The sequence below is a fragment of the Armatimonadia bacterium genome, from assembly GCA_039679385.1.
Taxonomy (GTDB): domain Bacteria; phylum Armatimonadota; class Zipacnadia; order Zipacnadales; family JABUFB01; genus JAJFTQ01.
The window spans coordinates 42,153-61,727 of sequence record JBDKVB010000050.1 but is presented as its reverse complement, the minus strand read 5'-3'; the positions used below and the strand labels follow the sequence as shown (position 1 = coordinate 61,727).

Here is a 19,575-nt window from a genome sequence, read left to right as displayed (position 1 = left end):
TCCGCACAACGTAGAGCGATTCACACGTCTTCCCAGGGCCTTGAGAGGGTGCGCTGAGCCTGAGCGCCACTGCCGAACCGGATCTATCGATCTGCATCGTCACCTGGAACACGCGGGAGCTCCTGCGCGAGGCCTTGACCAGCATCTTCGCTGCGCAGGGCGATCTTGCGCTGCAGGTACTTGTCATCGACAACGCCTCCGCCGACGGAAGCGCGGAGATGGTGCGCGAGCAGTTCCCGCAGGTCCAGTTGCAGGCGAACAAGGAGAACCGCTTCTACGCAGCGGGTAACAACCAGGCGCTTGAGGCGGCAACGGCGCCGCTGAAGCTGCTGCTCAACAGTGATATCCGGGTGCCGCCCGAGGGGCTGGTGGCGCTGGTGGAATGGATGCACAGGCATCCTACCGCCGGCGGGGTAGCGCCTCGGCTGGTCTACCCGGACGGCCGCTTGCAGACCAGTTGCCGCAGCTTCCCGGATCCCGAGGTCGTGTTATACGAGGTCCTGGGACTAAGCCGTCTGTGGCCGCAGTCGAAGCGCTTCGGCAAGTACCGGATGACCTGGTGGGACTACGCCGAGGAGCGTGCAGTGGAGCAGCCGATGGCTTCAGCGCTGCTGCTTCGCACCGAGGCGCTGGAGCAAGTCGGCCTGTTTGACGAGGCCTTCCCGATGTTTTTCAACGACGTCGATCTGTGCCTTCGGCTGTGGGAGGCCGGATGGCCGATCTGGTACACGCCGGTCACAACCTTCGTGCATCACCACGGGGCAGCGACCCGTCAGGTCCGTCGTGAGATGGTGGCGGAGTCGGGCCGCAGCTTCCTGCGCTTCTACCGCAAACACTACCGGGGCAAGGTCCCGTGGCTTTCCTATGTGGGCGCCACGACACTTCTGCGAATCGCCTACGGAGTGCGCCGCCTGATGGCTTCGCTTCGCTCCTGAGGCGCCCGGCGACGGAATTGGAGGAGTCCGAGCATGCTTGATCCAAAGCTTCTGGCAATCCTGGCTTGCCCCAAGTGCAAAGGCGACCTTGAGTACACGGGGGAGAAGCTGATCTGCCGAGCCTGCGCGCTGGCCTACCCGATCCGTGACGACATCCCCATCATGCTGATCGACGAGGCCGAGAAGCTGAACACCGAGACGCCGGAGAAGTCCTGAGCCGCCACGGGCGGGATTGCTCTTGGGGTCTCCGATGGGGAAGGCAGACGACGGCCTGTCCCTCACGCACCGGTCTCAGGGCAGCGCTATCCTGCCGGGATTGCTGACGCTGCAGTGACCGAGACTGGCTGATTGGCGGCACCTACTCTCTTCATGGACCTCACAGTCTGCATCGTCAGTTGGAACGTCAGAGAGGACCTCTCGCGGTGTCTGGACTCTCTGCGCGCCGGAGTGGGTGGCCTCGCGCACGAGATCATCGTGGTCGACAACGCCTCCACTGATGGGTCGCTCGACATGGTCGGTGAGCGGTATCCCGAGGTCCTGATTGTCCGCAACGACACCAACGCGGGGTTCGCCGCGGCCAACGTGCAGGGGATGGCCTCCGCTCATGGTCGCTATGTCCTGCTCCTGAACCCGGATACGCTTGTGCCGCCGGGAGCCCTGGCCGAGCTGGTGGCCTTCGCTGACGCCCATTCCACTGCCGGAGTGATTGGACCGAAGCTCGTATACGGCGACGGTCGGCTGCAGTATAGCTGCCGGTGCTTCCCCACGATCTCCGCAGCCTTGTTTCGCAATACCTGGCTCGGCGCGCTGTTTCCTCGGGCACGAGCCAGTAGCTGCTATCTGATGGAGGACTGGGCACACGACGAGGTCCGGCCGGTCGACTGGGTCTCGGGCGCCTGCATGATGATCCGACGCGAAGCCCTGGAACAGGTCGGAACCCTCGACACCAGCTTCTACTGGGGCTCGGAGGATGTGGACTACTGCTGGCGGATGCACAAAACCGGCTGGGACGTCTTGTACACCCCGACACCCGTGATCACCCACTTCGTCGGACGCAGCACCGATCAGGCGGTCCTCCGCACGATCGCGCGCACCCACCGAAGCATGTACCGGCTCTACCGCAAGCACCTGGCACGCGGTCCCGTGAGCGGCGCTCTTGTCTGGCTCGGCGTCTGGGCTCGCGCGGGCGTGCTGACCTTGCAGCATGGTCTGGGAGTGCTTCGCCTCCGACTCTTGGGCGGGACGCCGCCGCCCGCGGAGGAGTGACGAGCAAGCCATGCGCTCCTCACAGGTAGCCATGACGCTCTCCCGGGTTCTTCTCCTGGCGCTGATGGCGCTTGCCCCGGTTGCCCTTGGACGGTTGCAGCCCTGGGAGACCCTGGCCCTCCTGCTGACGGTCTCCGTGTCCGTGTTCCTCTGGGTTGTAGTGGCTCGTCGGCGGCTGCACCTGCTGCAGAACCCGGCCGACTACCTTCTCTGGGCAGGTCTGCTGCTCTGCGTGGCGGCCTGTTGGCGTTCTGTATCCCTGTACGAGTCCCTGCTGGCACTGGCCTTGATGCTGTCCGGTCTGCTGGTGTTCGCGCTGGCCCGTCAGGCTCTTGCTGAGGACTTCTGGCGTCGTCTGGGGTGGTACTGCCTGGTGGCCGGGGCCGCTGCCGCCGGCCTGTGGGGACTGCGTGAGTACCTGGCCCAGGCGCATCTCGCCGGTCAGACGAGCTGGCGCGCCTTCGGCTCCTTCTACAACCCGAACTGCCTCGGCGGCTACCTCGCTCTCCTCTTGCCGGTTCCGATTGCCCTGGTTCTGGGTGCACAGACACGGTCACGAACCCCGGCGCCACCGGCTGCGAGCCCGGGCAAGCGCAAGCGTCAACCTGAGCCCGAGCCTGAGCCTGCTCCGCGGTACCCGGAGATCATCTTCGCTTCGGCCACGCTGATTCTCGGCCTCGGACTGCTGGTCACCGGCTCAAAGGGCGGTCTCCTGGCGGCGCTGGTCGGCGTTCTGCTGTTTGCGCTCCTGGGCGCCGGTCGAGACACTCGCATGGGACGCCTGCTTCGCTGGGCCAGTCTCGGCGTCGTCCTGGCGGCGATCCTTGCGGCTCTGTTCTTCCCACCAATCCACAACCGCCTCGTTACGGCTTTCTCGTCTCAGCAGTCCTCCAGTTCTTTCCGTGTGTGGACCTGGAAGGCTGCGCTACACATGGTCGCCGCACGTCCTCTCCTGGGCTTCGGCCCCGGTACCTTCTCCCGGGCGCTGCCGGCCTATGCGCTGGCAGGCTACACCCGTCAGGCACACCAGACGCCGCTGCAGTTGGCCTCCGAGAACGGCATCCCGGCGACGGCCCTGTTCCTGGGCGGTATTGCTGCCACGCTGTGGATCCTAGGTCGACGCGCTGGACGGTGCGAGTTGGCTCCCCGGCTTCTCGTTGGCGCTGCGGTGGGGGCCGCCGTAGGCTTCTGGGTGCACAACCTGGTTGACTACACCTTCTATCTTGCCGCCTTCCAGGTGGGGTTCTGGGGAGTGCTCGGGCTTGCCATGACCGAGTCCGCCGCCGACTCACCGGCTGAGCAGGAGGCCCCGGTGAGCTCTGCGACTGCCTGGTCCGTGGCCGTGGTCTCCGTACTCCTGACACTTGCCGCCGGGATTGGCCTCGCCTCCGAGATCAACCTCGCCGCAGGTCGCGAGTTGGCCCGCATGGGAGCCACAGGACTTGCCCGGCAGCGACTGGAGCGGGTGCTGCCTCTCAATGCCTACCGCTGGGCAGAGCTGTCGCGTCTGGAGGAACGGGATGCGCAGGCCGGCGACCCGCAAAGCCTGCAGCGGGCCCTGGACCTGCGACGCCATGCCGCTGCGCTTCAACCCACCGAGCCCAGTCACTGGCTGAGTCTGGGTCGCCTGCAGCTGGACGCCAACGACCTCAAGGCGGCGGAAGAGACCTATCGCCATTGCCTGGAGCTCCAGCCGACCTCGACGATCGCTCTGGCCGCCCTGGCCGAGACCCTGGACCGTCAGGGCAAGCACGAGGAGGCACTGGCGACCTACCGCCGTCTCGCCGACCTGTACGACACTCCGGTCCGTACCGCGCAGGCGGTGGAGTTCTTCATCGATGAGAGCTATGTCTTCGCGTGGCTGGCCCTTGGTCGGGATGCCGCAGAGCATGGCGACTACCGGCGAACTGCGCAGGAGGCTCAGAAGGCCATCGAGACCGCAGACGCCTACCTGAACGCGCAGAAGGGCTTCCAGGAAGTCCTCGGTATGGCCGGGCAGTATGACCCGCAGCGCCTTGAGAAGGTCCAAAGGGCGGCCGAAGAGGCACACGAACTGCAGGACTCCGCTCGGAGCAAACAATCCGCTCGCCCCTGAAGGTATGGGCGGAGAGGGCGTCGAAATACCGCTGCCCGAGGTCAGGCTGGACCGAAGCCAAGCAGCCCACCTGTCCCGGTCTCTCGTGATTCGGAGGGAGGGCGCACATGCCGCGAGTGTTGGTCGTACACGGCCCCAACCTCAATATGCTGGGGATGCGTGAGCCGCAGATCTACGGAAGCCACACCCTGGAAGAGATCAACGCAATGCTGCGCGAAGTGGCTGAGGAGCTTGGCGTGGAGTTGCGCATCATGCAGTCGAACTTCGAGGGTGAGCTGGTCGAGGCGATCCACAAGGCCCATGGCTGGGCGGACGCCATCATCCTTAACCCTGCCGGCTACACGCACACCAGTGTCGTCCTGCGCGATGCACTGATGACCGTTAGGCTCCCGACTATTGAGGTACACCTGAGCAACATCTGGGCGCGAGAGGAGTGGCGGGAGAAGTCGGTCACTGCTCCGGCTTGCGTGGGAGTCATCGCGGGCTTCCAGTCCATGAGTTACGTGCTGGCGCTTCGGGCTGCCGTTTCGCTGGTCGAGCGAGGGTCTCGATGACGACTTGCGCGCCCCGGAGACGGCGGCTGCGCCAGTGGCTCGCCGAGAACAACTGCGACGCCTTCGTTGTCACCTCGTCGGCGAACGTGTTCTACCTGTCAGGCTTCCGCGGCGAGGGAGTGCTGGTGATCGGTGCCCGCGATGGTCTGAGCACCGATCGTCGCTATGAGATCGAGGCAGCCTCCGTTCCCGGGCGCTGGCAGGTCTATCACCATCGCGAGGGACACCTGAGCGGCGCCGCCGAGCACCTGCGGAAGCTCGAGGCCAAGCGTGTAGCCTTCGAAGCGAACCACCTGGTATACTCGGGCTTCGAGACTTTGGCCGGCCAGGTGGGCGGGCTTGACCCGGTGCCCACTCGCCAGGTCATCGAGCGCCTGCGGGCCGTGAAGGATCGCGCTGAGATCGCCCAGATGGCTCATGCGGCACAGATCATGGACGGCGCTCTCGAGCGCGTGGCGCGGAAGCTCAAGGCCGGGAAGGTCGAGCGAGACATGGCCAGGGAGCTGGAGCACCTGGCCCTCACCGACGGCGCAGAGAGCATGGCTTTCGAGACCATTCTGGCCTTCGGACCATCCGCTGCTCTTCCGCATGCGCGCCCGGGCGACCGTGTACTGGAGAGTGGCCAGGTCGTCACTATCGACTGCGGCGCGAAGGCCGGCGGGTACTGCTCGGACATCACGCGAACCTACGTGGTCGGCAAGCCGGACAAGACGACGCGCGAAGTGTACCAGGCGGTGTATGACGCGCAGCAGGCGGCCGTGAAGGCTGCACGGGCTGGAATGCGAGCGGCCGAGCTGGACGCAATCGCTCGCGAGAGCCTCAGTCGGAGCGGGTTCGTGAACGAGTTCAGCCACGGCCTCGGACACGGGGTCGGGCTGGAAGTGCACGAGCTGCCCAGAGTGAGCCCTCGCAGCGAAGACGTGCTGGAACCGGGGATGGTCATCACCATCGAGCCGGGGGTGTACCTCGAGGGCTGGGGCGGCGTGAGGATCGAGGACAGCGTTGTGATCACGAAGTCGGGCTGTGAGGTGCTGACTCAGGCATCGAAGTACCAGCTCCGATAGAGTTGATCTTCGCACCTTTTTTGACATCCGATTCGGCCGTATGCTATACTCACAACAAAGCCCAAGGCATCTTGAGCCTCGGTGCGCCGTGCCCGGGAGGAACCCAACCGTGCCCAAGCACCTCATTCTCTGCCTCTGCGCCGTTGCTTTGGTCGTCCCCAGCTTCGCCGACTCCAGGATTCTGGACAGCGGCGCGCCGCTGGCGATCCAGCTCCAAGCCGACGACGCCATCCTCGACACTGCAGCAGGACCGGCGGTGCGCGGGACTCTCGTCCTGTCTCCCGCACCCCTCAAGCCTGCCTGCGACAAGCTGCTGTTCTTTGTCGACGACCAGGTCAAGCTCGAGTCCACAGAGGCCAACCCCACCTTCGCGCTGGATACCACCAAGCTCGAAGATGGTGAGCACGCCCTGCGTATCGAGGCCCATCGCAAGGGCGGGCTCTTCATCAGCACCGGCTCCCTGCAGATTCAGGTAGCAAACAAGGGAGGCTCTGCTGTCCTGGGCGCCTTTGATAAGGTCACGCCCGACGAACCGGCGCCGCCCTTCGAGAAGCTGTATCGTGCCCGGCTCTCGCAGGAGGCCATCTGGTTCAACGGTCAGGAGGGAGACGTCGAGCGTCATCCCTTCATCAGCAGCGACCGCATGTACGTAACCCTCACCGACCTGCTGCGCCACATCGGTGGCCGGCTCGTCTGGGGGCCGAAGTCGGACTACGTCGAGGTCTACCGCAACGACAAGACCGTGCGCGTAGTCCCCGGCAGCAAGATCGTCAAGGTCAACAACGTCCCCGTTGACCTCAAGGACCCGGTCATCACCCGCGGCGGCCTGGCTTACGTTCCGGCGCGAGCCTTCTGCGGCCTCTTCAACATCTACGTCGAGTGGAGCAAGCCGGAGAACCGAGCGTACGTCTACGCTCCGCAGCCGGGCTACGCTATCGAGCGACGCGATTACCCCTGGATGACCAACGCGGCCGGCTATCGCACGACCTTCGGTGCCGAGCCGGGACGACTGAGCTTCGACAACCATAGTGGCCTGCCCATCCACATTCTCTTCCAGGGCAACGGCTTCCGCGCTGACTTCCAGGTCCGCGGTCTCAGTGGCATGGGGCCAGTCTACCTGCCGGCAGGAACCTACCGGGCTACCGTCTGGTCACGGCAGGGCGAGGACTTCGAGACCTACGTGTCCGTCGTCTCCGGCATCCACGAGCACTTCGATATCACGGTCGGCGGCATGACCCTGGACAAAGAGCAGCGCTAGGCTGACCACTGGCCGGCGACCTACCATGGCAAACGCGGAGACGCCCCTTGCGGGGCGTCTCTTTGGTTTCCGGGATGGCGTTGCCGCGCCGGGCACTCAGCGAAGGAGGGTTCCCTCCCACTTCTCGCCATGTCGCGGCGTCTCCTGGCGGATCAGTGCGACGAAGTCCTCCAGGCAGCGGCGTGCATCCCCCAGTGGGTAGTAGAAGGCGTCCCAGTTCTCGCTGTCTTCCCCGTCATGGTTCGGCAGCACCCACTCGAAGCGCCAGGCATACGCCAGTTCCTTGTAGGCGGCCCCACAACGCGCCTCGATGTCCTCCAGGTCTCGCAGCGAGAGTATCCCCTTCTGCCGCTGAGTGCGGCGCAGCAGCTTGCGGCGCATCACGTCTGTGACGATGCGCGATACCTCCTCAGGTGCCCGCTCCTGGAGCATCACCAGCTCTTCACGCGACAGGGGAGACAGGAAGCAGGACACGATCGGTGTCTCGCGAAGCTCTGGAGCCTCCATCAGCGCCGAGGCGATGTACGGGTTGCCCTCGAAGAAGGCATCCTTGCCCGAGGCAAGAACGGCCTGGAGGTCTTGCAGGGCCAGTGCCTGGATGTCCTTTCGCACCTCCAGCACTACGTAGCCGTCGCGACCGCGCAGGCTCTCGAGGAACTCGCGCGACCGGAAATGATAGTCCACTCCGTCCCGCTCGCCCGGTCGTGGTTCGCGGCAGTTGTACAGAACGGGTGCTTGCAGTGTCTCCCACAGCCCGGGGTACAGCCTGGCGAGGGCCTTGGTAAGCGGGCTCTTGCCGATGCACGACGGGCCGGACAAGATCACAAATCGGGGCATGGGCTCACTCCCTGGAGGTAGTGCCGGGGGCACAGGTCGCTCTGGACGGCGTGCAAGTTGCCGCGCGGCAAGCGGTGTGCTAAACTCCCCCATATCATACACTAACCGTAGCTCCCCGTCGCCATCATCGCCGTCTGGTCGATCGTGTGCGAGGGCCGTGCTTGCAGTGGACCGCCGGCCGGGAGTGAACGTGGAGGGCCTGCAGCGTGGCCACGAACATGACCAAAGAGCTGGTGGTAGTCGGCGGCGGTGTGGCCGGCTGCACCGCAGCGATCTATGCGAAGCGCTACAACCTCGACCTGGTTCTGCTCGAAAAGGCTGCTCCAGGTGGGCAGACGGCTACGGCGTCGCACATCGAAAACTACCCGGGCTTTCCCGAGGGCATCAGTGGTATCGAGCTGGCAGAGCGAGTGCACCAGCAAGCCCAGAACCTCGAGGTGGATTTCCTTCTCGGTGTCGCCCAGGGCGCTCAGCGCGAGGACAAGGGCTGGCTGCTCTCGACCTCGAAGGGCCCGATCCTGACGACGGCGCTTGTCGTCGCGACCGGAGCATCGCCACGGCATCTCAAGGTCCCTGGTGAGCGTGAGCTCTTCGGGATGGGTGTCTCATACTGCGCCACCTGTGACGGGATGTTCTATCGCGGCAAAACCGTGGCCGTGATCGGTGGCGGAAACACCGCAGTCGACGAGGCCGTCTACCTGTCCGACCTGTGCGAGAAGGTCTACCTGGTTCACCGTCGCAAGGAGCTCCGTGCCGAGGCCTTTCTGCAGGAGCGCGCCTTCGCTCGCCCGAACCTGGAATTCGTCTGGGACTCGGTTCCCACGCAGGTCCTGGGCAGCGGCGAGGTCAGTGGTCTGCGGGTGCAGAACAAGAACACCCTGGAGGAGCGCGACATCCCGCTCGACGGTGTCTTCGTCGCCATCGGTCACGAGCCGCAGACTGACTGGCTTGCCGGCGTGGTTGCGCTCGAGAACGGGTTCATCGTGACCGACTGTAACATGGCGACTTCGGCGCCGGGCATCTTCGCCGCCGGGGACATCCGCAACACACCGCTGCGGCAGATCACCACGGCGGTCGGAGACGCGTCGATTGCTGCTTACTCGGCCTGGCAGTACGTCCTGCGGACACGCTGAGGCCTACCACGGACCGGAGAGGGCACTATGCCCTTGCTGATCTGCCCGAACTGCGGGCAGTCCTACAACCCGCGGTACATTATGTACTGCGCCCGATGCGGCGAGCCGGTTCCGAACGAGCGCGGGAAGCTTCCGCGCCCGGGGCCCTACGACGGCTTGGGCTCACGTGGTGGCTTCCAGGGCACCCGACGTGCCCCGACCCACGCTGCGACGTCCGGTGCACCCTCTGCTGAGCCGCGACCGCTTACGCAGGCCGTGCAGGACATCGTGCTCGAATACCGCAACCACCTCGTCGACAAGCCCGAGGACCATGAGACGCGCTTCTCGCTCGCGCTGGCCTACCTGTACGCAGGGCAATGGCAGCAGGCCGAGACAGAGCTGGTGACCGTGGCTGAGGCCCTGCCCGACCTCGCCGATGTCCACGCTCGACTGGCCCTCTGCAGGGCGCGGCTGGGACGGGTCTCGGAGGCCCTCGCGTCGGCTCGTCGTGCACTCCAGCTTGAGCCCGAGAACCCTCGCTACCGCTCCCTGGTCGAGCAACTCGAGCGAGCCGGTGCCAATGCAGGCTGAACCGTCGCCCCTTGGCCCGCCCTCTCGTCTGGGAGCCCTGCTGAGCCTGGGCTCCCTGGTCGTCTTTGCCCTCCTCCTGATCCCTGCTCTGGGCAGCCGCGAGTTCTGGACTGACGAGGTCGTCACCGCCGGTCATGTGGTCGCCCTCAACAACACCTACGACGCCTTTCACCCCCGCGCGTACTATCTTCTCCTGTTCGAGTGGAAGCAGCTCTTTGGGGACTCTGACCTGGCTCTGCGAGCTTTCTCCTTGCCCTGGGCGTTCCTGGCCTGGTTCCTGCTCCTGCGCCTCTCCAGGCTGATCGTCCCAGCGCCTGAGGCCCTGCTGGGGCAATGGCTCTTCGTGCTGTCGCCCTTCGTCGTGCTCTACTTCCGGATGGCGCGGTTCTACTCGCTGGTGACGGCCGCTGCCTTGTTGGTCGCTTACGCCGCGTTGCTGGTCCTGCAGCAGGGCCGTTGGCGCCACTGGCTGCTGTTGGGGTTCTCCTGCCTGGGGCTGCTGACGGTCAGCTACTCGGCCTCAGTGCTACTGGCGCCGCTGATGCTGCTCTGCGCCTGGCGGGCCTGGCAGCGCCGTCAGCTCCCTCGGCTGATCATCTGTGCACTGCCCTATCTGCCCTTCCTCGTCTACCTCTGCTTGCATCTGCCGGCGACGGCCCAGCGCATCTCGACGATTGAGGCGGCCGGTCATGCCAACTTCCTGCGCAACCTCGTTGTCATGCTCGGTTTCCCTGTCTACTCGCTTCTGATGGGGGAGACCACCGACCCCTGGCGGATCTACCTGACTGTTCCGGCGTTGCTGGTGGGTTTGCTTGCCCTTCTGCGTGGGATCAGGCGGGAGGGCACGTCGAGTGTCGAGGGCTGGCCACTGGTGGTGTGGGCCTGGCCTCTGGCCGTGGTCACGGTGTCGCTGGTCGTCGCCTTCGTGGCCCGCAGCGAGCCGCTGAACAGCACCGCCCGTTCGGCCATCTTCGCCGCACCCCTGGCCTATCTGGTGCTCGCCGTCGGACTCACGGGTCTGCAGCGCCGAGGCCTTCGTGCCTTTGCGATCGCCCTGTTCCTGGTAGCGGATGTCTACGGGCTGGCGAACTACTACCTCGGGCGCCAGTTCCTCAACCCCGCCTATGCGGTGCCCTGGCGCGAGATCGTGGGGGCGATCGAGGCCCGGCAGCAACCCTCCGACCTGGTCCTCTCCTACTTCGACAGCACGCCGCAGCGTTACGGGAGCCTTCCCAACCTCATCGTCGGGCGTCCGGACTTCTTCCCGGAGGCGTTGGTGCCTGTACAGGAGTGGCCACGCTGCGGGACTCGACTGTGGCTTATCGCCAGGGATCGTGGTTCAGGGGAGGCGCGGCGTCTGCAAGGTGAGACGATCGAGCAGCTTACGCCGCGGGCGTCGCGCGTTGAGGTGCTCTCCTTCATGCCCTACGAGACCCTGGACCGCAGAATCCGCGAGGCGGTCCTGCACCGGCCAGTCGAAGAGGCTTACGTGAGGGTGTACCTGTTCACGCCACCGGAGCCCACGCAGAAGCGAGCGCCGTGATACCTCGGCGAGAGTGAGGGACAACAGGGGAGTCAGGACGTGCGGCGCTTGCGGCGGGGTGGCTCTTCCTCAGCCTTGTGCCGTTCCTGCGCCAGGGCGTAGACTGCGAGCAGCCGGTCGGTGACCACCGACAGGTCATAGCTGCGAACATGCTGCAGGGCCCGCTGTGTAATCCCCGAGCTCAGAGACGGGTCCTCCATGAGGCGCAGCACCTGGGTCGCAAGGCCCTCGGCACCCTCCTCCGCATCACTCAACAGCCCCGTCTGCCCATGCTCAATCATGTCCTGCGCGCCCGGCGCTCGAACCGCCACCACCGGGGTGCCGACCGCCATCGCCTCAGTGTACGACAGCGGCTGGGTCTCGCTCATGCTGGCGGTCATAAACACGTCCAAGGCTGCCTGATAGTGTGGGACGTCCTCATGCTCCACGACGCCGGTGAAGGTCACACGGTCGGCGATCCCCAGGTCGTCGACGAAGGTCTGCAGCTCCCGGCGTTCGGCTCCATCTCCCACCATCAGGAACACGGCGCGCGGGTTCTGGGCCATCACCTTGGCCGCTGCCTCCAGCACTGTCGGCAGGTCCTTCTCCGGCGACAGCCGTCCGATGAAGCCCATGACGAAGCTGTCGGGGGCGAGGTTGTGTTGTTGCCGAATCCGCGGCCCCTCGGGTTGTGGTAGCCTATCGAGTTCGATCGGGTTTGGGACGATCTCGATGGGGGAGACAACGCCCTGGGCTCGCAGACGTTGCCGTGCCGAGGCCACGGGTGTAGTCACAACCTGGGCCTTGTTCAGGTAGCTGGTGACGCTGGTCTTCAGGTAGGCATCGACGAGGGCTTCAGGGAGCGGAACAAGGCGAGCGTAGAGCTCGTACTCGGTATGCACAGTGGTGACCAGCGGGAGACCTGCCCAGCGAGCAAACCAGCCTCCCCAGACGCCCACCCACATCGGGTGCTGGGTGTGCACCAGGTCGAAGCCGGTCTCGCGCAGAGCGCTCAGCACGGGCTTCGAGTAGGGGAAGGCGATGTCATAGTCCCAGTCGCCGGGCATTGGGACGGCCGGGAAGCGTAGCACCCGCGGTGGGTCGGTCTCGGGGTCATAGTCGCCGGGGCAGGGCGCGAAGATGTAGACCTCGTGCCCACGGGACTCCAGACCACGTCGATAGGCATCGACGCAGTTGGCGACGCCGTTGAGGGTCGGATGGTAGGTGTTCGTGAAAATCGCGATGCGCACGGCGGGCGGTCTCCGGTAGAGCAGATCGGGCGGTGCCTGACGGTGTTCTCCGCCGGTCCCTATTTGCTGGGCGTTCCCTTGGCCTTCATCTCGAGAACTTGCAGCACCTGCGGATGGGCGAACACATCGACCAGCAGTTGGTCCTGCGCCTCGCCGGCCGGCGCGAAGAGCGGCTCCAACTGGCGCACCAGCTTGTCCTTGTTCGCCTTGTACTCCGGCTCCGTCAGGGACCGTGCCTCTGTGAACAGCGCCTGAACCTGCTCGGCCGTCATGCTCGAACCGCGCGACACCAGTTCCTCCGCGAAGGGCCGAATCTCGGAGCTGAACTCTTCCTGCGGCAGTTGCCGGTACCCCTCAAGCATCTGTGTGGCCTGGATGCGAGCGTCGAGCTCGCCGGCCGCAAGGGCGATCTGCTGTTCGTTCAGGACGCCTCGCAACTGCGCGGCAATCCGTTTCACGGCTTCGGCAGTGGGCCACTCAAGATCAGACATCTTCGCCTCAAGGCCGCGAATCTCGTCATCCAGGGAGACGGCCCCGGGCGAGTTGGTCTTCGCTGCGCCGCCCCGGTCGCTGGTTGGCGCTGCCTCATGCTTGGGAGCGGCATCGGCTGTATCCGACAGCAGTTCCTGCCGGCGGCGCTGCAGCAGCGGCACGAGTTGGCTCAGAAGCTTGCCCTTCTCGTCCTCGCTCTTCTGGCGGTCGACGGAGGCTTGCTGCAGGACCTTGGCGAGGCCCGGAAGCTGCTTGCTATCCAACTGCAGCGAGTTGACGAACTGCAGTGCCTCGATCTGCTGACGAAGCTCGGTCACGCTCGTCGCCGGGTCCTTCTTGGGGGCTGGCTGGCAGCCGACCAGACAGAGGGCCGCCAAGGCCGTAAGGCAGAGCACGCCAGTGACTGACCTGGGGTTGAAGAGCCTGGACTTCCAGAACTTCAGCATCTGTCTGCCCACCCGTCTGGCCGGAGGTCCGGCCATCTAGCGGCGCTTGAAGGACCCCATCGCCATGCTCAGGAATTCCTGGTTTGTCTTCGTGCGTCGCAGGCCCTGGATGAGGGTCTCGGTAGCGTCCACGGTCTCCATCGCGTTCAGAGCGCGGCGCAACTGCCACACGCTCTGCATCTCTTCGTCGGAGAACAGCAGCTCCTGATGGCGCGTGTTGGACTTGGCGATATCGACGGCCGGGAAGGTGCCACGGTTCGCCAGGTCGCGGGAGAGCACCAGGTCCATGTTGCCGGTCGCCTTGAACTCCTCGAAGATCATCTCGTCCATTCGGCTGCCGGTGTCGATGAGGATAGTCGCAAGGATGGTCAGGCTGCCGCCGTTTTCGATGTTGCGGGCAGCGCCCAGGAAACGCTTGGGTCGATACAGAGCCGCCGGGTCAAGACCGCCGGACAGCGTTCGGCCGCTGGGCTCAATGGTCAGGTTGCTCGCACGGGCCAGACGCGTGATGCTGTCCATCAGGATCACGACATCCTCGCCCTGCTCGACGAGACGCTTTGCGCGTGCCAGGACCAGCTCGGCGACCCGCATGTGGTTCTCCGGCATCTCGTCGAAGGTCGAGCTAATGACCTCGCCGTCGACCGAGCGGGCGATGTCCGTGACCTCTTCAGGGCGTTCGTCGATGAGCAGCACCATGAGCCGAATGTCGTCGTAGTTCTGGGTGAGGCAGTTGGCGACCTGCTTGATGATTGTCGTCTTGCCGGCCTTCGGGGGCGCAACGATGAGACCGCGCTGCCCTCGTCCTACCGGGGTCACCAAGTCCAGCATACGCCCCGTGGTGTTGCTTGGGTTCTCGGTCTCAAACCGAAGACGGTCCATGGGGTAGATCGGGGTCAGGTCTTCGAAGTGGGGCCGACCGCGCACTGCCTCGGGCGGCATTCCGTTGATCGTCTGGACGCGCAGCAGGGACCAGTATCGCTCCGTGTCCTTCGGTGGGCGCACCGGACCACTGACCAGGTCGCCGTGGCGCAGATCGAAGCGCTTGATCTGCGTGTCGGCCACGTAGACGTCCTGCTCCGGATCGGGCGTGTAGCCGCTGGTGCGCAGGATGCCACGGCCATCAGAGAGGGTCTCCAGAACGCCATAGCGGTAGCTGTGGCCGTTCTTTTCGCTCTGGCCCGCAAGGATCCTCATGCACAGATCGTGCTTGCGCGCCGTGGAGTAGCCCGGAATCTGCATGTCCGAGGCGATGCTGCGGAGTTCGTCAACCGTCTTTCGCTGCAGGTCTGCCAGTTCGAGCATGTTCTCACATCACATTGTGTAGGGTGGGGCGGCACACGTGCCGTCCTGGCAACGCGGGTGCGTTTGCTGCCTCCCTCGGCACGAGGAACCTATCCCCGGCCCAGGGCGAGATACGCCTTATGGGGTTTGTCTACAGGGCTTCACTGATACGCTTCCGGCCTGAGCACTGCCACGAAGGGAAGACTGCGGTACCTCTCCGCATAGTCCAGGCCGTAGCCAACCACAAAGTGGTCGGGTATCTCGAAGCCCACATATTCGGGACGGAAATCTACAGCGCGGCGGGAGGGCTTATCGAGCAGGCAGCACGTCTTCACCGAGGCAGCGCCTCTTGACCTCAGGGACGCAACGAGGACGGACAGGGTTCGGCCGCTGTCGACGATGTCCTCCACCACCAGCACGTGGCGACCCTTCAGGTCACCACAGGTCTCGTAGCCCACACGCACTTCACCTGAGGACACGGTGCCGCTGCCGTAGCTGGAGGCGGCCACGAAATCCAAGCATAGCGGCACCTGCAAGGCTCGCATCAGGTCCGCTGCGAACACAACAGCACCCTTAAGCGCAACTACCAGCACAAGGTGCTGCCCCGCATAGTCGGCGGAAACCTCGGCGGCCAGCTCCTGGACCCGTTGCCGAATCTGGCCCTCGGTCAGCAGCACGTCGCCGATGTCGTTCTTCCAGGGACATGAGTCGTCCGGCATAGCTACTCCCACTCGATGGTGCCTGGGGGCTTGGAGGTGATGTCGTAGACGACCCGGCTGACGCCCCTGATCTCATTGGTAATGCGGTTGGAGATCCTGGCCAGCACCTCGTAGGGGATGCGGGCCCAGTCGGCGGTCATGAAGTCATCGGTCTCGACCGCGCGAACGACAACTGGATGGCCGTAGGTGCGGCCGTCTCCCATGACCCCGACGGTATGCATCGAGGTGAACACTGCGAAGCTCTGGGCGATCTGACGGTCGAGGCCGGCTGCCTTCAGCTCCTCGCGAACCACCGCATCCGCCTCTCGGACGATCTCTATCCGCTCCGGGGTTATAGCGCCAACAATCCGCACTGCAAGTCCCGGGCCGGGGAAGGGCTGACGCCACACGATCTCCTCAGGGAGCCCGAGGCGCAACCCAATCTCGCGTCCCTCGTCCTTGAACAGCCAGCGGAGGGGCTCCAGATTCGTGTGCTTCATGTCCTTGGGCAGGCCGCCGACGTTGTGATGAGTCTTGATGGTGGCCGTGGCGCCGCCGCCGCTCTCGATCACGTCAGGATAGAGCGTGCCGTGGGCGATGTACTTGAAGTCGCCGAGCTTGGCGCTCTCCTCCTCGAAGGTGCGGATGAAGGTCTCGCCGATGATCTTGCGCTTCTGCTCCGGGTCCTCGACGCCCTCAAGCCGCTTCAGAAAACGTTCGCGGGCGTCGATGCCAACGAAGCGGTCGCCCAGCAGCTTCCCGAAGTGCTCGCGCACGCCCTCCGGCTCGTTCTTGCGCATCAGGCCGTGGTCGATGAACATGCACAGCAGGTGGTCGCCGACGGCCCGGTCGAGCAGAGCCGCACAGACCGAGGAGTCGACGCCGCCGGAGAGAGCGCACAGAACCCGGTCCGGGCCGACGGTCTCCCGCAGCCACGCGACGGATTCCTCGATGAAGTTCTCAGTCTGCCAGTCCTGCGTGCAGCCGCAGACCTCCAGCAGGAAGTTGGCCAGCAGCTTCTCGCCCATGGGCGTGTGCTGGACCTCGGGGTGGAACTGAACGCCGTAGAGGTGGCGCTTGGGATCGGCCATCGCGGCGACCGGCGAATGCTCCGTGGAAGCAAGAACTTCGAACCCAGGCGGGGTCTGCGTGACCTTGTCGCCGTGGCTCATCCAGACCTGCATCTCGGGCCCGCAGCCTTTGAGCAGCAGGTCCTCCTGCCGAACCTGGGCCGTCTGCCGGCCGTATTCACGCCGGCTGCCACCAGGCGAGACCGTGCCCCCCAACAGGTGTGCCATTAGTTGCTGACCGTAGCACAGCCCCAACACCGGGATACCGGCCTCCAGCAGCTTGGGATCAAGGGTCGGTGCGCCTGCCTCGTAGACACTGGCAGGGCCGCCCGACAGAATGATGCCCTTTGGCTGCTGAGCGAGAATCTCGGCAGTGGGAGTGTTGAAGGGGATGACCTCGGCGTACACCTTCTGAGCCCGAACTTTGCGCACGATCAATTGCACATACTGCGCGCCGAAGTCGAGCACGAGAACGCGCTCGCCGCGATGCCCGTGGCGTTGTGTCACTGACGCTCATTCCTGTCCCAAAGAGGGTTCATTGTTACGGGTGAATTGGGGTATAGGTTCCTGTCCGCCGCCTCATACCGGGGAGCGGGCCCAGCTCGACGCGCCCTCCGTTGCCAAAGGGCCAAGCCTCCCTATCCGGAACCACCGGTTAGCGAGGGCAATCCGCGTGTAGGCCGGAGCATGCCTGAAGTCTCACAAGAGCGCGCGACGGCGCTCGGGAGGTTCGTGTCCTCGGAATGAATCAGGGCTAACGACATCCTGGGAAGTGCGTAGGAACGCTGGGGGATCCGCTGAAGTCACCGCGAGTATAGCAACGCCTCTGGCCTTTGTCAACAGAATCTGTCGATCCCAGCCCTTGAGTTCAAGGGATGCAGACCGTCTACCAAGCCACTGACTCCAGCCGCAGCAGCCTCATCGCGTTCCCACTGGCGATGGCTTCTCGTTGACTCTCCTCCAGCGGTGCATCGTGACGCAGCCACTCGACCTGTGGCAAGGGGTGGCCGGCGTACATGAAATCCGTCGCGAAAAGCAGCTTCTGCCAGTGCCGCTCCAGGAACCCCGGTGTGTAGCCCTTGTCCCTCGTAAGGGCATTGTACCCCGATCCCGCTGAGATATCCGCCCACATGTTGGGATACTGCATCATGAGCCGGTCGACAGCCCCGCCTGGTGTGATCGGGCCGGGCGGATAGCCACCCTTGCGGTTGTCATCGCCCGAGATGGCCGTCCAGAAGCCCGGGCCATGGCCGACGAAGGTGCAGTCGGGGAACTCCTTCAGGCACCTCTCCAGCCGGGGCAGACCGACTTCGTCCCACAGGTAGGTCGGCCCCATGTCAAAGACCATCGCCCAGCCGCGGTCGGCACACTCGGCATAGATCGCCCGGTTGAGCGGATCGTCGAAGGCCAGCCCGTTGTACATCTCGCCGAAGCCGCAGCAGCCGCGGCTCTCATAGAGGCGGATCAGCTCCGGCATCTGGGGCATCCGCGGGTCGATGTTCACGAAGGGAATCAGGCGCTCGGGGTACATCTCGTAGGCCGCCAGCGCCTCACGAGTGAGCCAGTAACCCGGACAGACCTCCGGGCTTTCCAGGGGAAGCAGGACAGCCTTGTCGATGCCCTCGCGGTCCATGCGGTCAATCCACTGGTGCACCGACATCTCACGTCGTCCGCTGAGGGCGTGAGGGACCGTGTCGCCGAGATGAACGTGGAAGTCGATCAGCATGTCTCGCCCCCCTGGTCAGTCGCTTGCGGAAGTCTTCGTGCGCCCTTGGCGGCGGGTGCTAGGCTTCCATACCAATGACCCGCAGAGCGTTGCTGCCGCTGATGGCGTCGAACTGCTCGGGCGTCAGCTCGATCTCTTCGTTGATCCAGTGCACTTGCGGCAGGTGCTGCCCGCAGAACATGAGGTCTGTGGCGAACAGTAGCTTCTGCCAGTGGTTGTCGATGAACTTGCGGGTGAAGTCCAGGTCGCGAGTGAGACCGTTGTAGCCCGAGCCCGCCGAGAGGTCGGCGTAGAGATTCGGGTACTCGCCCAGCAGTCGGTCCGCGGCGCCACCAGGAGCGATCGGTCCCTTGGGGTAGCCGCCCTTGCGCTCATCGTCGCCGGACAAGGCCGCCCACCAGCCGGGACCGTGCGCCACGAACTTGCAGTTCGGGAACTCCTTGAGGCAGGCCTCGAGTCGGGGCAGGCCGACCTCGTCCCAGCAGAGCGTTGGGTCGCTGTGGAACACCAGTGCCCAACCACGCTCGTCGCACTCGCGGTAGATGGCCTTGTTCAGCGGATCATCGAAGGCCAGACCGTTCTTGAGCTCTCCGAAGCCGACGCAGCCCCGGGACTCGTACAGCTTCACCAGGGCCGACATGTTCGGCATCCGCGGGTCGATGCTGACGAAGGGGATGAGCCGCTCGGGGTACGTGGCCCAGTCCTTGAGTGCATCGCGGGTGAGGTAGTACCCCGAGATGGCCTCCGGGCTCTCCAGCGGCAGCAGCACCGTTTTGTCGATGCCCTCGCGGTTCATGCGGTCGATGAGTTGGTGTACCGAGATCTCCAGACGCCTCAGCGACCCCACTGGCACGGTATCAGCGAGATGGACATGGAAATCGATCAGCATGGCAGGACTCTCCTGGACTCAGCGCTGGCGACACAACAGCGTGTCGCAAGGACTCTGGAAGCAGCTAGTGCGGGGCCACAGTCGGCTGTTGGACCGGTGCGACCTTCCGCAGCAGCATGTCCGCGTGTTTCGACCACACCAAGGCGATACCCTCCATCGTGCTACGGTGGAGCTTGGCGTCCTGTTGGGTGACACATATCAGGCGCAGACCGGCGGCATAGAGGACGGGTGCCCCTGCTTCGGTCCTGATCTCCACTTTGGGGTCCTGCCCCGCCCGCAGAATGCTGAGCACTTCGACCAGACGGTGGGCAACGACCTGCTGACGTTCGGCCGCGGTCATGCCGCCACCCGAAGCCACGGTGAACAGCGTGTCGCTGCCGATGCCGACGACAGCCGTGTCTGCCGGCGCCGCCCAGGCGCAAACAGATGCCAGCGCCAGCGCAAGTGCGATGATGAATCCTCGCATGGGAATTTGCCTCCTCAGAGGAA

General features: G+C 64.8%; 19 protein-coding genes. 10 read left to right on the top strand and 9 right to left on the bottom strand.

The annotated features are described in order from the left end of the window. Window positions 1-53 precede the first annotated feature (53 nt). From ABFE16_05010 to ABFE16_04980, 7 genes are all read left to right on the top strand, one after another. Window positions 54-935 carry a glycosyltransferase family 2 protein gene (locus ABFE16_05010; GenBank protein ID MEN6344643.1) on the top strand — a complete coding sequence of 294 codons (882 nt, stop codon included), beginning with the start codon at window positions 54-56 and terminating at the stop codon, window positions 933-935. Window positions 936-968: 33 nt separating this feature from the next. Next, window positions 969-1,151 carry a Trm112 family protein gene (locus tag ABFE16_05005; GenBank protein MEN6344642.1) on the top strand — a complete coding sequence of 61 codons (183 nt, stop codon included), beginning with the start codon at window positions 969-971 and terminating at the stop codon, window positions 1,149-1,151. A 132-nt stretch (window positions 1,152-1,283) separates the two neighbouring features. After that, entirely contained in the window at window positions 1,284-2,201 is a 918-nt protein-coding gene (locus ABFE16_05000) for a glycosyltransferase family 2 protein (protein ID MEN6344641.1), read from the top strand. A 10-nt stretch (window positions 2,202-2,211) separates the two neighbouring features. Beyond that, entirely contained in the window at window positions 2,212-4,296 is a 2,085-nt protein-coding gene (locus ABFE16_04995; protein MEN6344640.1) for an O-antigen ligase family protein, read from the top strand. A 107-nt stretch (window positions 4,297-4,403) separates the two neighbouring features. Then, window positions 4,404-4,850 (top strand): type II 3-dehydroquinate dehydratase, encoded by a 447-nt coding sequence (gene aroQ, locus ABFE16_04990; protein MEN6344639.1) that lies wholly within the window; start codon window positions 4,404-4,406, stop codon window positions 4,848-4,850. Next, on the top strand, window positions 4,847-5,914 hold the full coding sequence (locus ABFE16_04985) for a Xaa-Pro peptidase family protein (protein MEN6344638.1): 1,068 nt from the start codon (window positions 4,847-4,849) through the stop codon (window positions 5,912-5,914). Before aroQ ends, ABFE16_04985 begins: the two co-directional genes overlap by 4 nt. A 109-nt stretch (window positions 5,915-6,023) precedes the next feature. Beyond that, a complete protein-coding gene (locus ABFE16_04980; protein ID MEN6344637.1) occupies window positions 6,024-7,172 on the top strand; it encodes a copper amine oxidase N-terminal domain-containing protein in 1,149 nt (382 codons plus the stop codon). Between the two features lie 96 nt (window positions 7,173-7,268). On the opposite strand, the gene ABFE16_04975 is transcribed toward ABFE16_04980, so the two are convergent. After that, a complete protein-coding gene (locus ABFE16_04975) occupies window positions 7,269-8,009 on the bottom strand; it encodes a hypothetical protein (GenBank protein MEN6344636.1) in 741 nt (246 codons plus the stop codon). Window positions 8,010-8,215: 206 nt separating this feature from the next. On the opposite strand from ABFE16_04975, the gene trxB reads away from it, so the two are divergent. Genes trxB through ABFE16_04960 form a run of 3 tightly spaced genes read left to right on the top strand, consistent with a single transcriptional unit; the run spans window position 8,216 to window position 11,255 of the window. Then, window positions 8,216-9,142 carry a thioredoxin-disulfide reductase gene (gene trxB, locus ABFE16_04970; protein ID MEN6344635.1) on the top strand — a complete coding sequence of 309 codons (927 nt, stop codon included), beginning with the start codon at window positions 8,216-8,218 and terminating at the stop codon, window positions 9,140-9,142. A 27-nt stretch (window positions 9,143-9,169) separates the two neighbouring features. Next, window positions 9,170-9,712, top strand: a complete 543-nt coding sequence (locus ABFE16_04965; GenBank protein ID MEN6344634.1) for a tetratricopeptide repeat protein — start codon at window positions 9,170-9,172, stop codon at window positions 9,710-9,712. Further along, window positions 9,702-11,255: a glycosyltransferase family 39 protein gene (locus ABFE16_04960; GenBank protein MEN6344633.1), complete on the top strand. Its 1,554-nt coding sequence runs from the start codon at window positions 9,702-9,704 to the stop codon at window positions 11,253-11,255. Before ABFE16_04965 ends, ABFE16_04960 begins: the two co-directional genes overlap by 11 nt. A 32-nt stretch (window positions 11,256-11,287) precedes the next feature. Here the strand turns inward: ABFE16_04960 and ABFE16_04955 are convergent, their stop codons facing one another. From ABFE16_04955 to ABFE16_04920, 8 genes are all read right to left on the bottom strand, one after another. After that, window positions 11,288-12,484, bottom strand: a complete 1,197-nt coding sequence (locus tag ABFE16_04955) for a glycosyltransferase (protein MEN6344632.1) — start codon at window positions 12,482-12,484, stop codon at window positions 11,288-11,290. A gap of 59 nt (window positions 12,485-12,543) precedes the next feature. Beyond that, window positions 12,544-13,422, bottom strand: coding sequence for a hypothetical protein (locus ABFE16_04950; GenBank protein MEN6344631.1), 879 nt, complete (start codon window positions 13,420-13,422; stop codon window positions 12,544-12,546). A gap of 36 nt (window positions 13,423-13,458) precedes the next feature. Next, a complete protein-coding gene (gene rho / locus ABFE16_04945; protein MEN6344630.1) occupies window positions 13,459-14,724 on the bottom strand; it encodes a transcription termination factor Rho in 1,266 nt (421 codons plus the stop codon). Window positions 14,725-14,864: 140 nt separating this feature from the next. Further along, entirely contained in the window at window positions 14,865-15,422 is a 558-nt protein-coding gene (gene hpt, locus ABFE16_04940; GenBank protein ID MEN6344629.1) for a hypoxanthine phosphoribosyltransferase, read from the bottom strand. A gap of 2 nt (window positions 15,423-15,424) precedes the next feature. Continuing rightward, window positions 15,425-16,978, bottom strand: a complete 1,554-nt coding sequence (gene guaA / locus ABFE16_04935) for a glutamine-hydrolyzing GMP synthase (GenBank protein ID MEN6344628.1) — start codon at window positions 16,976-16,978, stop codon at window positions 15,425-15,427. A gap of 379 nt (window positions 16,979-17,357) precedes the next feature. Beyond that, a complete protein-coding gene (locus ABFE16_04930) occupies window positions 17,358-18,197 on the bottom strand; it encodes an amidohydrolase family protein (GenBank protein MEN6344627.1) in 840 nt (279 codons plus the stop codon). A 58-nt stretch (window positions 18,198-18,255) separates the two neighbouring features. Continuing rightward, window positions 18,256-19,086 carry an amidohydrolase family protein gene (locus ABFE16_04925; GenBank protein ID MEN6344626.1) on the bottom strand — a complete coding sequence of 277 codons (831 nt, stop codon included), beginning with the start codon at window positions 19,084-19,086 and terminating at the stop codon, window positions 18,256-18,258. Window positions 19,087-19,150: 64 nt separating this feature from the next. Next, entirely contained in the window at window positions 19,151-19,552 is a 402-nt protein-coding gene (locus tag ABFE16_04920; protein MEN6344625.1) for a hypothetical protein, read from the bottom strand. Between the last annotated feature and the right edge of the window lie 23 nt (window positions 19,553-19,575).

Excerpts from the sequence above, each read along its gene's own strand:
- ABFE16_05005 (MEN6344642.1), top strand. The coding sequence starts at position 969 with ATGCTTGATCCAAAGCTTCTGGCAATCCTGGCTTGCCCCAAGTGCAAA.
- ABFE16_04995 (MEN6344640.1), top strand. The coding sequence starts at position 2,212 with ATGCGCTCCTCACAGGTAGCCATGACGCTCTCCCGGGTTCTTCTCCTG.
- aroQ (MEN6344639.1), top strand. The coding sequence starts at position 4,404 with ATGCCGCGAGTGTTGGTCGTACACGGCCCCAACCTCAATATGCTGGGG.
- ABFE16_04985 (MEN6344638.1), top strand. The coding sequence starts at position 4,847 with ATGACGACTTGCGCGCCCCGGAGACGGCGGCTGCGCCAGTGGCTCGCC.
- ABFE16_04975 (MEN6344636.1), bottom strand. The coding sequence starts at position 8,009 with ATGCCCCGATTTGTGATCTTGTCCGGCCCGTCGTGCATCGGCAAGAGC.
- ABFE16_04965 (MEN6344634.1), top strand. The coding sequence starts at position 9,170 with ATGCCCTTGCTGATCTGCCCGAACTGCGGGCAGTCCTACAACCCGCGG.
- ABFE16_04960 (MEN6344633.1), top strand. The coding sequence starts at position 9,702 with ATGCAGGCTGAACCGTCGCCCCTTGGCCCGCCCTCTCGTCTGGGAGCC.
- ABFE16_04950 (MEN6344631.1), bottom strand. The coding sequence starts at position 13,422 with ATGCTGAAGTTCTGGAAGTCCAGGCTCTTCAACCCCAGGTCAGTCACT.
- rho (MEN6344630.1), bottom strand. The coding sequence starts at position 14,724 with ATGCTCGAACTGGCAGACCTGCAGCGAAAGACGGTTGACGAACTCCGC.
- hpt (MEN6344629.1), bottom strand. The coding sequence starts at position 15,422 with ATGCCGGACGACTCATGTCCCTGGAAGAACGACATCGGCGACGTGCTG.
- ABFE16_04930 (MEN6344627.1), bottom strand. The coding sequence starts at position 18,197 with ATGCTGATCGACTTCCACGTTCATCTCGGCGACACGGTCCCTCACGCC.
- ABFE16_04925 (MEN6344626.1), bottom strand. The coding sequence starts at position 19,086 with ATGCTGATCGATTTCCATGTCCATCTCGCTGATACCGTGCCAGTGGGG.
- ABFE16_04920 (MEN6344625.1), bottom strand. The coding sequence starts at position 19,552 with ATGCGAGGATTCATCATCGCACTTGCGCTGGCGCTGGCATCTGTTTGC.